We start from the raw sequence: 14,038 nt of genomic DNA, 5'->3' as shown, positions 1-14,038 counted from the left end.
TGCCCTCGCGATTACCACCAATCACCTTTCCTTTTTGGGGGCAGCGATGAAGGATGTGCTGAAGGAACTCGAGCGCCGCCGCGAGATCGCCCGCATGGGCGGCGGCAAGGAAAGGATCGAGGCCCAGCACAAGAAAGGCAAGCTCACCGCTCGTGAGCGCATCGAGGTGTTCCTCGACGAGGGTTCGTTCGAGGAGTTCGACATGTATGTCGAGCACCGCTCCACCGACTTCGGCATGGAAAAGACCAAGATCGCCGGCGACGGCGTGGTGACCGGCTGGGGCACGGTCAACGGAAGGCCGGTCTACCTTTTTGCCAAGGATTTCACGGTCTTCGGCGGCTCGCTGTCGGAGGCGCATGCCGAGAAGGTGGTCAAGGTGCAGGAGATGGCGTTGCGCAACCGCGCGCCGATCATCGGCCTTTATGACGCGGGCGGCGCGCGCATCCAGGAAGGCGTGGCAGCGCTCGGCGGCTATGCCGAGATCTTCCAGCGCAACGTGCTCGCCTCCGGCGTCATCCCGCAGATTTCGCTGATCATGGGTCCCTGCGCCGGCGGCGACGTCTATTCGCCCGCCATGACCGACTTCATCTTCATGGTGCGCGACACCTCCTACATGTTCGTCACCGGGCCGGACGTCGTAAAGACGGTGACCAACGAGACGGTGACGGCAGAAAGTCTCGGCGGCGCCACGGTGCACACGACCAGATCCTCCATCGCCGACGGCGCCTATGACAACGACGTCGAGGCGCTGCTGCAGATGCGCAGGCTGATCGACCTTTTGCCGGCGTCCAATACGGCCGAGATTCCCGAGGTCGAATGCTACCAGTCGGTGACGGATCACGACATGTCGCTCGACCGGCTGATCCCCGACAACGCCAACAAGCCGTATGATATCAAGGAACTGATCCTGAAAGTCGCCGACGAAGGCGACTTCTTCGAGATCCAGGCGAGTTTTGCCAAGAACATCGTCACCGGCTTCGGCCGCGTCGATGGTCGGACCGTCGGCTTCGTCGCCAACCAGCCGATGGTGCTGGCGGGCGTGCTCGATTCCGACGCCAGCCGCAAGGCGGCGCGCTTCGTGCGTTTCTGCGACTGTTTCTCGATCCCGATCGTCACTTTCGTCGACGTTCCGGGGTTCCTGCCCGGCACCGCGCAGGAATATGGCGGGCTGATCAAGCATGGCGCCAAGCTGCTCTTCGCCTATGCCGAAGCGACCGTGCCGAAGATCACCGTGATCACCCGCAAGGCGTATGGCGGCGCCTATGACGTGATGGCGTCAAAGCACCTGCGCGGCGATATGAATTACGCCTGGCCGACGGCGCAGATCGCGGTGATGGGCGCAAGGGGCGCGGTCGAGATCATCTACCGGAAGGACATCGGCAACGCGGAAAAGATCGCTGCCCACACCAAGGCTTACGAGGATCGCTTCCTGTCGCCCTTCGTCGCGGCCGAGCGCGGCTATGTCGATGAGGTGATCATGCCGCACTCGACGCGCCGCCGTGTGGCGCGGGCGCTGCGGATGCTGCGCAACAAGGACCTGCAGAACCCCTGGAAAAAGCACGACAACATTCCGCTGTGAAAGCGTTCCGTCCAAGTCTCGTATCAAGTCGGCCAGCACGTCCATCAGAGATCTGTGGTTTCCAAATCGTCGCCGCCTTAGACGGTTGACAATTGGCACTCCGTAACGCCATTGATGCGGGAATGCTAATAACCCTGGCAACGAAGGGCGTTATTCCGTGCAAAGGCTATGGCGGGATAGAACGTCAGGTCGACTGGCTGGCCACTGAACTGGTCAAGCAGGGACACCGTGTCGTTCTCGTGGCGGGCCCTGGATCGTCACATCCATTGTGCGAGGTGCGGCATGCGGTGGACGATGCCGAATGCCGAGCGGCGATCCCGCGGGACACGCAGATTGTCCACCTTCATGCCTGGAAGGTCGAAGTCCCCTTCCCGACCCTCAACACTGAGCGCGGTCATTTGCCGGACTATCCGCGACCGCAACCGAATTGGAGCTTCATCAGCGCCCGGCACGCCCAGCTGCACGGCCGCAAGACCTTTGTCTACAACGGATTTCCAGTAGACGACTATCGGCCCGCCAAATCGAAGAACGATCGTCTCCTCTTCATGGCGGCCATCGCGCGCGCCGGAAAGGGCCTAAACCGGGCAGTCGACCTTGCCAGGAAGTTCGACTTTGCCCTCGATATCGCCGGCGGTTCCCGGTGGAAGCTGCTGGGTCGAAGCCAGACCCGCCGCGAGGGTGTCTTTTTCAAAAGTCTTTCTCGCCGCTATCGCTTCGACGGCGTCGTCGACGGCGAAGAGAAGCTGCGCCTGCTCGGCCAGTCGAAGGCCTTCCTCAATCCCATCGCGTGGGAAGAGCCCTTCGGCAACGCGCCTGTGGAGGCCATGCTGTGCGGCACGCCCGTACTGACCACGGCATACGGCGCATTGCCGGAAACGGTGGATGCAGACACAGGCCGTTTCTTCGAGAGCGACGGAGAATTCGCGCGCGGCTTTGCCGAGATCGCGGACCTGTGCGCGCACAAATGCCGTGAATCGGCGGCCGACAGATTTCCGATCGCAAAAACGGCGAAGGCCTATCTGGAACTCTATGCCCGTATTCTTGATGGCGAAGCGCTTCCGTGACAGATCAGCGGCGCTCGCGGGCGCCAAAGTCTGTTCCGCGCCGGATGTCTCGGGTGGCGACCTAATCGTAGCTCTCGTAAGATTTTTCCTCGATGATCGCCGACTTCAGCAGAAGGTTGATTTCGCGCTTTAGCGCGGCGCGACGATCGTTTGTCCGGTAGACGCTCCGGGCGAGTTCGATGAAACGATCGCCGAAACGTTTGTTGAGCTCTTCCACGCGGATATTGTCCTCGACAAGCCATAGTTCTTGATTGACAGCCTTCAGTTCTACGTAAAGGCCTGCCAATTTTTCCGAGGTTGGAAGATGCTCGTCGCGAACACGCGACAGCTGTTCCAGTTCAAGCAGGACATTGGCGCGCTTGGAGATGTCGGCGATATTTTCCGCCTTGATTTCAAGGATCGAAATCTTGTCGAGCAATTCGCCCGGGGCAATCTCGACGAGTATGGGCCTGACCATCTGCTGGCCTTTTCTGGTGAACTTGCCAAACGATGCCGGCAAGGAATATGGACCGCTCCGGTTGCGCAGGGGCATAGCCAGCCGAAACGGGCCGAGTCAATCTCCAAACGGCCGCTAGGCGCCAGGATGGAGAGAACGCGAAAGGTAGTGCGCCTTGGATCCAATTCTCGTGGTCTGTTTTCCGGCGGTTGGCGATTTCGTCCGCTGCCATTCGGCCATTCGCATCCTTGCCGATCGATTTCCAGGCCGCCCGATCGATATCGTGACGTCGCCCGGGAACGTAGTTTTTGCCCGGTTTATGCCGCACGTCCGAAAAGCCTGGGCGCTCAAGAAACAGCATATTCGGCTTGGTTTGGCCGAACGCCGCGATCTCGTTCGCGAGCTCCGCAAGGAGAACTATGGCTCGGCCTATCTCATGACGAGCACGATCAAGGCGGCCTTGATACCTTTCATGGCCAGAATACCGGAGCGCATCGGCTATCCGCAGGAATTGCAGTTCGGGCTGGTCAATCGTCTGCCGGCTGATTGGCTACGGCATCTGTGGGCGTTCGGTCCGCGCAAGACGCGCCTTTACGAAGAGGTGTGTTCCGTTGCTACGCTGGGCGTAAAGCTGACGGCGAACGTTGATTGGCCCTCACCGCAGATGATCATCCCTGCTGTGGAACTGGATGAATGGCGCAAGCGCGCCGGTGTCGATGCTGAGAGGCCAGCCCTGGCATTATTCACCGGTGAGATGGAACGCCTCCGATCGTGGCCGATGGAGCGCTTTATCTCGATCGCGAAAGACTATTCCAGTCGCGGCTGGGCGGTATGGATCGTCGGCGGCCCTCGCGAACACGGGGCGGCGAACCGAATTCGGGCGGAGGTGCCGCAAGCAGTAGATTTCACCACTACGCCGCTAATCGATGTCATGTATCAGCTTGCCGCGTCCGCGTTGTTTCTTGGCGTCAATGGCGGCATGTCTCATGCTGCGGCCGCGCTGAGTGTGCCTTGCGTGCTTATCTTCGGCTCAAACCTCTCCTACATCCATGCACCAGTAAATCAGCATGTTCGCCTTCTCGAGCCGCCAATATCGACGCCAAGTTGGATCGTAGGCACCGTCGGCGTGAGCGAAGAAAGAGTGCGCGAGGCCTTAGCTTCCGCCTTGGCGGACCGCCCGCAAGGCAGCTAGAGGAATTCGCAACAAATAGTTGGATCGGTCAGCGGCATCCCGAAAGGCTGCCCACTTGGCCCAACGTCTACTCCTCCGCGGCGGCGCCAAAGCCCGCGCTCATGCTCGCACGGGCGGTGTTCGCCCAAGGCGTCGCATGGTTGTCGATGCGCATCTGGAACAGAAAGTAGGTCGGCGAGCAGAAGCCGATGCCCTTGACCTTGGCGGCGCCTGGCGTATCGGACGGCAGCGACTGGCACATATAGTCCTCGCGGCAGAAATGCTCGGCCGAGCAGGCCGGACGGTTGCCGCGATTGACGGCGCCGCCCAGGCATTGGTCGAAATTGTTGGTCGCCACGCAGAGATCGAACTTCTTGCCGCCGACCAGGCCGCAGATTTCGCTCGGCATCGGCTTGCCGGCCTTGAAGGCGGAGAAGGCCAGATCCTTGCCGTCGCAGCCGCGGTAGGCGAAGCCGCCTGGAACGCCGATCTTGGGTGGACGGCAGGTATAGGCGGTTCGTGAGATGGCGGGCGCGAAGGCCGCGAACTGGCCGGTGATCTTGTAGCGGTCGTTGAAGGGCTGCGCGGCGTTGCTGGCAATAGTGCCGGTCAGGCAGGGATGGCCGGAAAACATCGCGGGGCTCTCCTTGGGCAGCAAGCATTGCGCAAGTTTCGTTCGCACCCCTGATGCGGTCACGATCGGCGTGCAAATCGTGCCGCCTCCGCATTGCCAACTGTTGCCAAAGCGAGCGGCGTCTTCCGGTACCAGGCAGGGCATCGCGGTCTCGGCGGGCGCATAGGCGATCTCGCCGGTGGCTTTCCAGGCGGCCGGCGGCGCGAAGGAGAGCGGACGAAAACGGTTGGGTTGCTTGCCCTCCGCCGTTGCCTGCAGCCACGCTTCGCGGCGCGGGATCTCGGCATGGAGATGCGGCGAGATGCCGACCTCGATGCGGTTGAGCGGCGAGGTCGTGCCGTCGTCGAGCCCGATGAAATGGAAACCGGCGGTCGAGCCCGCCTGATGGCAGCCCTGGCAGACGCCGTTGTCGAGCCGTTCGACCAAGGCTTCCGGGCTGCGCGCCAGTGAAAACTTCGAATAGTCGAGGTCAGCAAACTCTTCCGGGTTGATGAGCGGCGTGAACGGATGGTTGGCCTGCCTGGCGCTGCCGAAGGTCGACCAGGAGATGACTTTCTTCGCCAGGAATTCATCCGGGATTTCGTAGACGCCGAGATCGATCGCCGCGGCATTGGCGCGGACATAGTCGGCAAGTTTTGCTTTCAACTGTGCGTCTTCCGCAATGCGTGCGGTGTCGGGCGTGTTTTCCAGCGGCTTCTCGCTGACGGCTGCCCCGTCGATGCCGAAGATCCGCATGAGATAGGCGGCCTGCCCGCCGAACTCGGTCTCCTGGCCGGAAGGAAAGCGCACAACCTGGGCGTTGAGTTCGAGCTGCTTGAAGGAGAGGCTCGCTTTTTCCAGCGGTCCGCCGGTCAGCCAGCCGGCATCGACCGCCTCGTCGAGCTGGGGCGTCCAGCGTCCGGCAGCACCGGTACAGCCGCCGTCGGCGTCCGCAGCGACGCGGTAGACGGCATTGAAGTTGAACGGCAGCCGCGAGGCCAAAACCTTGCCGCTCTTCTTGAAACTATAGGCAAGGCGGTAGACGAAACGCACCTCGCCGCAGCCAGGCTCCTTGCCGAGTTCCGCGAAGTCGCGCCGGTCGAGTCGGTTGACGACGCCGACGAGGCGGAAGCGCGCGGCATTGGTCTGCAGCCAGCGCATGTCGATGATGCGGCCGACATTGCCGTCGGTGACTTCATAGAGCGGCCGGCCGCCGGCCTTCATGTCGGCGCGGAGTCCCGCGACGTCGGCGGACACCGTCTCGACGATGGCGCGGTAGGCAGGTGCTGCGTCATAGAGGCTCTTCAGGTCGTCCTTGCCGCCGACGCCGAAGATGCCGGCGAAGCCGAAGCCCTTGGCATCGAGCTTGGCGAGCAGCTGTGGATCGTCGACGATGGTGACTGTACGACTGGCGGCATGAGCCGCCGGCACGCCAAAGACTGCGATGGCGGCGACCGCGACGAGGATCGCCAGCCGCGTCATCGGGCAGCCATCCCGCTTTCCACCAACTCGCGCAACACAGGCACCACGACCAAAGGCAAATCTTCAGCGATCAGTCCGGGTCCGAACCGGCTGCCGGCTTCGGCATGAACCCAGACGGCAGCGCTGGCCGCCTTAAAGGCAGGCATGCCCTGCGCCAGCAGCCCGGCGATGATCCCTGCCAACACATCGCCGGAGCCCGCAGTGGCGAGCCATGGCGCGCCGTTGCTGTTGATTGCAGCGCGGCCATCCGGCGCGGCGATCACCGTATCGGCCCCCTTGTAGATGACGATGGCATTGGCCCGTGCCGCCGCCGCACGCGCCTTGGCGAGTTTCGAAAGCGCCTCGTCCTCCGCAATGTCAGGGAACAGCCGGCCGAGTTCACCCTCATGCGGCGTCATCACCAGCGCCGGCGCGCCGGATCCGCGGGCCGCCTGGAACAGTATCTCAGGCTCGTCGCGAAACGAGGTGATGCCGTCGGCGTCGAGCACCAGCCCTTCAACGCCGGTGTTCCGCGCTTGCCCGGCGCCGAGCAGCGCAAGGGCAAAATCGCGCGCCTTCTCGCCGACGCCAAACCCCGGGCCGAGCACAAAGGACGAAGGGCGGCGATCGGTGAGGAAAGCGCCGAGATCGGCTGCCGTATCGGCCTTGCGCAGCATGATCGAGGTCAGATGGGCGGCGTTCACCTGCATGGCGTTGGCCGGCGACAGGACCGTAACCGCCCCTGCCCCGCTTCTTGCGGCTGCCAGCGCCGACAAGCGCGCGGCACCGGTCGCCGAAGGTCCGCCGGAAAAGACGCTCGCATGGCCCCGCCTGTATTTGTGCGCATCGACAGCCGGGACCGGAAAGGTGGCCAGCCAGAGTGCTGGTCCGTTCTCGAAGGTTCGCGGCGCGATCCGGGCGATGACTTCGTCACCGATGCCGATGTCGGCAACCACGATCTCGCCGCATTGCTCGCGGCCAGGCAAAAGCAGATGTCCGGGCTTTTTTCGTGCGAAGGTCACGGTCGTGGCCGCGCGGAACGCGCTGCCGAGGATATCGCCGCTTTCGCCGGAAACGCCGGAAGGCAGGTCTACAGCGACGACCGGCAAGCCGAGATGCGTCGAGACCTGGACCGCCCGGGTGGCGTCGCCCGACAGTGGTTTTGAGAGCCCTGCGCCGTACAGCGCGTCGACCACGAGCGAGCCGGGATCGGCGGCGAAGGCGGACAGCGGTCGACGCTCGAGCCTGCACTCGGTAGCGGCGAGCGCGGCGTCGCTGCCTGTCCGCGGCTCGCCCGATACCCACATCGCGACGTCGACGCCGCTCTCCTGGAGCAGTCGCGCCACGACATAGCCGTCGCCGCCATTGTTGCCGGGACCGCACAGCACATGCACCCGCGTCGCCGCCGGGTAGCGCGCCAGCACCACCGCCGCGACCGCCGCGCCGGCGCGGCGCATCAACCCGTAGCCGTCGAGCGGACCTTCCGCGATCGCCAGTCGGTCAGCCTCGGCCATTTCGGCCGGTGAAAGAAGTTCATTGTGCATGGGATTGCCGATCTCCATCCGATCAAGCATTGTCCGATTTGCGGTTCGAAGCAAACAGCAGCGGCCGAATGCCAGTCCAAAGCGGCGGCGCCTGGAGGGGAATCTGCCTGCAAATTGCGCTATCTGCTCAAATTTTGCGCAGACGGATGGAGGAGCGATGTATAGGCTTTGGGCGTCGATGACGCATCCAATGCAGCCGATGACGCGAATTTGCATCCGGGTGCGGCATGGCATCTGAATCGCCCGATACCGTCTCCAACAACCTGGAATTGGCACGCTTCGTGCTTGATGGAGGCGCAAGCGGGGCTCACAACCCGTCTCTTTGGCAGTGGAGGCCACTTTCTACATGAAAAAAATCGAAGCGATCATCAAGCCATTCAAGCTGGACGAAGTGAAGGAAGCGCTTCAGGAGGCCGGACTGCAGGGCATCACCGTCACCGAGGCCAAAGGCTTTGGCCGGCAGAAAGGCCACACCGAACTCTATCGGGGTGCCGAATATGTCGTCGACTTCCTGCCCAAGGTGAAGATCGAGGTGGTGCTCGGCGACGACGCCGTCGAAGGCGCCATCGAAGCCATCCGCAAGGCGGCGCAGACCGGCCGCATCGGCGACGGCAAGATCTTCGTCTCCAACATCGAGGAAGTCGTCCGCATCCGCACCGGCGAGACCGGCATGGACGCCGTCTGACGCCATCCATCTTTCTGAACCGTCATCATCAAAAAACGTCATCACACAGGGATACATGACATGACGACAGCCAAAGACATCATGAAGCAGATCAAGGACAACGACGTGAAGTTCGTCGACCTGCGCTTCACCGATCCGCGGGGCAAGCTGCAGCATGTGACGATGGATGTCGTCGAGGTCGAGGAAGACATGTTCGCCGATGGCGTGATGTTCGACGGCTCATCCATCGCCGGCTGGAAGGCGATCAACGAGTCCGACATGGTGCTGATGCCGGACACGGACACGGTCCATATGGACCCGTTCTTCGCCCAGTCGACCATGGTCATCCTGTGCGACATCCTCGATCCGGTCTCGGGCGAGGCCTATAACCGCGACCCGCGCGGCACCGCCAAGAAGGCCGAGGCCTACATGAAGTCGGAAGGCATTGGCGACACGGTCTATGTCGGCCCGGAAGCCGAGTTCTTCGTGTTCGACGACGTCAAGTACAAGGCCGATCCCTACAATACCGGCTTCCGCGTGGACTCGACCGAGCTGCCGTCCAACGACGACACCGACTACGAGACCGGCAACCTTGGCCATCGTCCGCGCATCAAGGGCGGCTATTTCCCTGTGCCGCCGATCGATTCCTGCCAGGACATGCGTTCCGAAATGTTGACCGTGCTCGCCGAAATGGGCGTGCGGGTCGAAAAGCATCACCACGAGGTCGCCGCGGCCCAGCACGAACTCGGCATCAAGTTCGACACGCTGGTGCGTAACGCCGACAAGATGCTGATCTACAAGTATGTCGTGCACCAGGTCGCCAACGCCTATGGCAAGACGGCCACCTTCATGCCGAAGCCGGTGTTCGGCGACAACGGCTCGGGCATGCATGTCCACCAGTCGATCTGGAAGGGCGGCAAGCCGACCTTCGCCGGCAACGAATATGCCGGCCTGTCGGAGACCTGCCTGTTCTATATCGGCGGCATCATCAAGCACGCCAAGGCGATCAACGCCTTCACCAACCCGCTGACCAACTCCTACAAGCGTCTGGTGCCGGGTTATGAAGCGCCGGTGCTGCTCGCCTATTCGGCGCGCAACCGCTCGGCCTCCTGCCGCATTCCGTTCGGCTCGTCGCCGAAGTCGAAGCGTGTCGAGGTCCGCTTCCCCGATCCGGGCGCGAACCCCTATCTCGGCTTCGCCGCCATGCTGATGGCCGGCCTCGACGGCATCAAGAACAAGATCCACCCCGGACAGCCGATGGACAAGGATCTCTACGACCTGCCGCCGAAGGAACTGAAGAAGATCCCGACCGTCTGCGGCTCGCTGCGCGAAGCGCTGCAGAGTCTCGACAAGGACCGGGGCTTCCTGAAGGCCGGCGGCGTCTTCGACGACGACCAGATCGACAGCTATATCGAGCTGAAGATGGCCGAGGTCATGCGCTTCGAGATGACCCCGCACCCGGTCGAGTACGACATGTACTATTCTGTCTAACACTTTGATCGAATAGAAAATTCAGCCCTTGGAAGGGAAGCCTCCCAAGGGCTTTTCATTTGCTCGGATCTATTCCGTCGCCCCATGGCGGCAACCGCGCTCCTGGCATGCCGCACAAGATCGTGGAGCGGTTCACCGTCTCACGGAAACGCCGAACCGCTCTCTCTTTTGTTTTTACGCAACTCCAGACGGAAAACCGTTACACACTTCCCTGGAATTGCTCTGGTGGCGTCATCGCCGACTGACGGCTGCGCGGCGGAACTCTCACCAATCTCCACGCAAAAAGCCCCGGCGTTTTTCCCGCCGGGGCTTTTTGTCATTCACGTCACGCCGCGGACCTTTCGCCCGCGCCACAAAGCATCAGGCTGCCGCCGAGACCTTCGCGTCGGTCGAGACCTGCGAGATCGTCTTCAGGACCTGCGAGGCGATCTGGTAGGGGTCGCCCTGCGAATTCGGGCGACGGTCTTCCAGATAGCCCTTGTAGTCGTTCTTGACGAAGGAATGCGGCACGCGGATCGAGGCGCCGCGGTCGGCGATGCCGTAGGAGAACTTGTTCCATGGCGCGGTCTCGTGCTTGCCGGTCAGGCGCTTGTCGTTGTCCGGACCGTAGACGGCGATATGATCCATCAGGTTCTTTTCGAACTGCGCCATCAGCGCCTCGAAATAGGCTTTGCCACCGACTTCGCGCATGTACTTGGTCGAGAAGTTGCAATGCATGCCCGAGCCGTTCCAGTCGGTGTCGCCGAGCGGCTTGCAGTGGAATTCGATGTCGATGCCGTACTTCTCGGTCAGGCGCAGCAGCAGGTAGCGCGCCATCCACATCTGGTCGGCGGCCTTCTTGGAGCCCTTGCCGAAGATTTGGAATTCCCACTGGCCCTTGGCCACCTCGGCATTGATGCCTTCATGGTTAATGCCGGCGGCGAGGCAGAGGTCGAGATGCTCCTCGACGATCTGGCGCGCGACATCGCCGACATTCTTGTAGCCGACGCCGGTGTAATACGGACCCTGCGGCGCCGGATAGCCGCTCTCGGGGAAGCCGAGCGGACGGCCGTCCTTGTAGAAGAAATACTCCTGCTCGAAGCCGAACCAGGCGCCCTCGTCGTCGAGGATGGTCGCACGGCTGTTCGACGCGTGCGGCGTGACGCCATCCGGCATCATGACTTCGCACATGACCAGAGCGCCGTTGGTGCGGGCCGGATCCGGATAAACCGCCACTGGCTTCAGCACGCAGTCGGAGCTGCGGCCTTCGGCCTGGTTCGTCGACGAACCGTCAAAGCCCCACAGCGGCAGCTGCTCGAGGGTCGGGAACTCGGCAAACTCCTTGATCTGGGTCTTGCCGCGCAGATTGGGGGTCGGGGTGTAGCCGTCGAGCCAGATATACTCGAGCTTGTATTTGGTCATTCCAGTGCCTCTCGTTGCTTGGACACCGCCATGGCGGAATCAATGCATGGCCGGACCGAGCCGGCCTGCCGTTCGTTTAAAATGCAATTCGTGTGCCACTCTCCCCGCCAGGGCTGCGGCAAAATGGTGATGGCAAAGCTTTGATTTTGCTGAGCCGTCTCAGCAATGCGCGGCAATCACTCAGGCGCGATTTATGCCTGAATAATAGGCAAATACTGATCTTCTTGTGGGCATATTGCCTAAATGACTCGCAGAACCTATCTTGGGAGAAAGTTGAATCGACAAGCTCCTGGAAAGAAGGGAGGCCGCCAATGGAAGTCACCACGTCCCGTCCGTCGGCAAAGATTCTGATGTTTCCGCTTGCAGGCCGGGCGTCTGCCTCAAATTTAGGCGCAAAGGCCAAATTCGCGGCAGAGCTTGCCTCGCTGCGCGATACGCACGCCGATTTCGACGGCTGGTACCACGAGGCGGCGATCGAGGAAGAGAACCAGCGCAAGAGCTGACTTCCTGCAACGCTTTCGCATGAAAAAGCCCGGCGTGATCGCTCACGCCGGGCTTTGCATTTGCAGACGATCAGCTACTGCTTGGTGTGCAGGTCGGTGCCGAGCGTATCCCTGACGAAGATCATGCCGATGATGAGCGACATTGCCGCGATCAGCACCGGGTACCAGAGGCCATAGTAGATATCGCCCTTATAGGCGCTCAGCGCAAACACCGTCGCCGGCAGCAGCCCGCCGAACCAGCCATTGCCGATGTGGTAGGGCAGCGACATACCGGTGTAGCGGATACGGGTCGGGAACATCTCGACCAGGATCGCGGCGATCGGGCCGTAGACCATGGTCACGAACACCACCAGGATGAACAGGATGCCGATCGTCATCGGCCAGTTCACAGCCGCCGGATCGGCGACCATGGCGAAGGGACCGCCGCCCGGAATGTTGTAGACGATGACCTCCGGCGCGCCGGCTGCCTCATCCTTGGTCAGCAGCTTGTCGGTGACCGCCTTGTCGGCCGGAACCGTCGCCTTCTCGCCGCCACGGATCGCTGCGGCGTCGAGCTTCAGCTCCGGATTGGCCGCGACGAAGGCGTCGACCTTCTGGTCAGGCACCTTGGCCGCGGCGCGCTTCAGCGGATAACCGCCGTCCCGCAGCGAGATGTTGACTGCCTTCTGAAAGGCGGCCTCCTTGGCCTTGGCCTGGTCGCCGGCGGCGACGGCGTCATAGGACTCCACCGTCTCGTTGCCGATCTTGACCGTGGCCGCCGTGCCGGGTGCTGCCGTCGACACGACGTCGTAAGGCACCGAGTTCTTAGTCAGGAACGAGGTCGCGATATCGCAAGATGTCGTGAACTTCGCCGTGCCGACCGGGTTGAACTGGAACCTGCAGTCGCCAGGCGCTGCCGTCACCGTCGCGCGGGTGTTCTGCTGCGCGGTGGCCAAAGCCGGATTGGCGGCCCAGGTCAGCGCCTTGAACAGCGGGAAGGTGCAGACGATGCCAAGCGCCAGGCCAGCCATGATGATCGGCTTGCGGCCGATCTTGTCGGACAGCCAGCCGAACACGACGAAGAAGATCGAGCCGACAGCCAGCGCGATCGCGATCATGATGTTGACCGACTGCGCGTCGACCTTCAGCACGTTCTGCAGGAAGAACAGCGCGTAGAACTGCCCATTGTACCAGATCACGGCCTGGCCGGCGGTGAGGCCGAGCAGCGCGAGCAGCGCGATCTTGGCGTTCTTCCACTGCCCGAAAGCTTCCGAAAGCGGCGCCTTGGAGCCCTTGCCCTCGTCCTTCATGCGCTGGAACGTCGGCGACTCCGAGAGCGATAGTCGGATCCAGATCGAGATGGCGAGCAGCAGGAAAGAGACGATGAAGGGAATGCGCCAGCCCCAGCTGGCGTAGGTTTCCTTGCTGAGCGACCCTTGGACGATCAGGATGACGATCAGCGACAGGAACAGGCCGAGCGTCGCCGTCGTCTGGATCCAGGAGGTATAATAGCCGCGGCGATCGTCCGGCGCATGCTCGGCGACATAGGTCGCGGCACCGCCATATTCGCCGCCGAGCGCCAGGCCCTGCAGCATGCGCAGCCCGATCAGGATCACCGGTGCTGCTATGCCCCAGCTGGCGTAGCCGGGCAGCAGGCCGACCAGGAAGGTCGACAGGCCCATGATCGTCATGGTGACGAGGAAGGTGTATTTGCGGCCGACGAGGTCGCCGATGCGGCCGAACACCAGCGCGCCGAACGGACGGACGAGGAAGCCGGCGGCGAAGGCCAATAGCGCGAAGATGTTGCGCGTCGCCTCGGGGATGGTCGGGCTGAAGAAGGTCGCACCGATGAAGGCGGCCAGCGAACCGTAGAGATAGAAATCGTACCATTCGAAAACGGTGCCGAGCGAGGAGGCGAAGATGACCTTCTTTTCCTCCCGCGTCATGCCGCGGCTTGTTCTGCCGGCGGTCGAAGCCATTGCCATTGATATATCCTCCCGTGGATCCCGTCTGTCCTCGATGGCTGCGCGCCACCGTCCGCAACTCCTGCGAACGCGGACTCAAAAACGCAGCCAACGATGGGAAAAATGGCAGAAAGCGCCGGCGAAAGGCACCGCGACGATGGGATTATG

The 14,038-nt window shown here is 62.3% G+C and carries 11 protein-coding genes; 6 read left to right on the top strand and 5 right to left on the bottom strand.

Going from position 1 to position 14,038, the window contains the following annotated elements; all coding sequences use genetic code 11:
• Positions 1–46 precede the first annotated feature (46 nt).
• Both RFM40_RS02200 and RFM40_RS02195 read left to right on the top strand, forming a co-directional pair.
• Complete coding sequence (locus RFM40_RS02200) at positions 47–1,579, top strand: acyl-CoA carboxylase subunit beta (protein WP_320226022.1); 1,533 nt, start codon at positions 47–49, stop codon at positions 1,577–1,579.
• A gap of 122 nt (positions 1,580–1,701) precedes the next feature.
• A complete protein-coding gene (locus RFM40_RS02195; RefSeq protein ID WP_320277056.1) occupies positions 1,702–2,643 on the top strand; it encodes a glycosyltransferase in 942 nt (313 codons plus the stop codon).
• A gap of 61 nt (positions 2,644–2,704) precedes the next feature.
• Here the strand turns inward: RFM40_RS02195 and RFM40_RS02190 are convergent, their stop codons facing one another.
• On the bottom strand, positions 2,705–3,175 hold the full coding sequence (locus tag RFM40_RS02190; RefSeq protein WP_320226024.1) for a DUF6165 family protein: 471 nt from the start codon (positions 3,173–3,175) through the stop codon (positions 2,705–2,707).
• Positions 3,176–3,254: 79 nt separating this feature from the next.
• Here RFM40_RS02190 and waaF point away from each other — a divergent pair, with 79 nt between their 5' ends.
• Positions 3,255–4,271, top strand: coding sequence for a lipopolysaccharide heptosyltransferase II (gene waaF / locus RFM40_RS02185; protein WP_320226025.1), 1,017 nt, complete (start codon positions 3,255–3,257; stop codon positions 4,269–4,271).
• 67 nt (positions 4,272–4,338) lie between these two features.
• On the opposite strand, the gene RFM40_RS02180 is transcribed toward waaF, so the two are convergent.
• Both RFM40_RS02180 and RFM40_RS02175 read right to left on the bottom strand, forming a co-directional pair.
• Positions 4,339–6,345 (bottom strand): hypothetical protein, encoded by a 2,007-nt coding sequence (locus tag RFM40_RS02180; RefSeq protein ID WP_320226026.1) that lies wholly within the window; start codon positions 6,343–6,345, stop codon positions 4,339–4,341.
• Positions 6,342–7,868, bottom strand: coding sequence for an NAD(P)H-hydrate dehydratase (locus RFM40_RS02175; protein WP_320226027.1), 1,527 nt, complete (start codon positions 7,866–7,868; stop codon positions 6,342–6,344). Before RFM40_RS02175 ends, RFM40_RS02180 begins: the two co-directional genes overlap by 4 nt.
• A 346-nt stretch (positions 7,869–8,214) precedes the next feature.
• Here RFM40_RS02175 and RFM40_RS02170 point away from each other — a divergent pair, with 346 nt between their 5' ends.
• Both RFM40_RS02170 and glnA read left to right on the top strand, forming a co-directional pair.
• Positions 8,215–8,553, top strand: a complete 339-nt coding sequence (locus RFM40_RS02170; RefSeq protein ID WP_006205430.1) for a P-II family nitrogen regulator — start codon at positions 8,215–8,217, stop codon at positions 8,551–8,553.
• A 60-nt stretch (positions 8,554–8,613) separates the two neighbouring features.
• Positions 8,614–10,023 carry a type I glutamate--ammonia ligase gene (gene glnA, locus RFM40_RS02165; protein ID WP_320226028.1) on the top strand — a complete coding sequence of 470 codons (1,410 nt, stop codon included), beginning with the start codon at positions 8,614–8,616 and terminating at the stop codon, positions 10,021–10,023.
• Positions 10,024–10,383: 360 nt separating this feature from the next.
• Here glnA and RFM40_RS02160 read toward each other — a convergent pair whose 3' ends face one another.
• Positions 10,384–11,424, bottom strand: coding sequence for a glutamine synthetase beta-grasp domain-containing protein (locus tag RFM40_RS02160; protein WP_320277055.1), 1,041 nt, complete (start codon positions 11,422–11,424; stop codon positions 10,384–10,386).
• A gap of 311 nt (positions 11,425–11,735) precedes the next feature.
• On the opposite strand from RFM40_RS02160, the gene RFM40_RS02155 reads away from it, so the two are divergent.
• Entirely contained in the window at positions 11,736–11,927 is a 192-nt protein-coding gene (locus tag RFM40_RS02155; RefSeq protein ID WP_320226030.1) for a DUF2735 domain-containing protein, read from the top strand.
• Positions 11,928–12,001: 74 nt separating this feature from the next.
• Here the strand turns inward: RFM40_RS02155 and RFM40_RS02150 are convergent, their stop codons facing one another.
• On the bottom strand, positions 12,002–13,891 hold the full coding sequence (locus RFM40_RS02150) for an MFS transporter (protein WP_320226031.1): 1,890 nt from the start codon (positions 13,889–13,891) through the stop codon (positions 12,002–12,004).
• Positions 13,892–14,038 lie beyond the last annotated feature (147 nt).

It is taken from the genome of Mesorhizobium captivum, assembly GCF_033977165.1.
Classification (GTDB): Bacteria; Pseudomonadota; Alphaproteobacteria; order Rhizobiales; family Rhizobiaceae; genus Mesorhizobium; species Mesorhizobium captivum.
The sequence above is the reverse complement of the archived record's forward strand: the minus strand, read 5'-3'. Positions and strand labels throughout refer to the sequence as shown.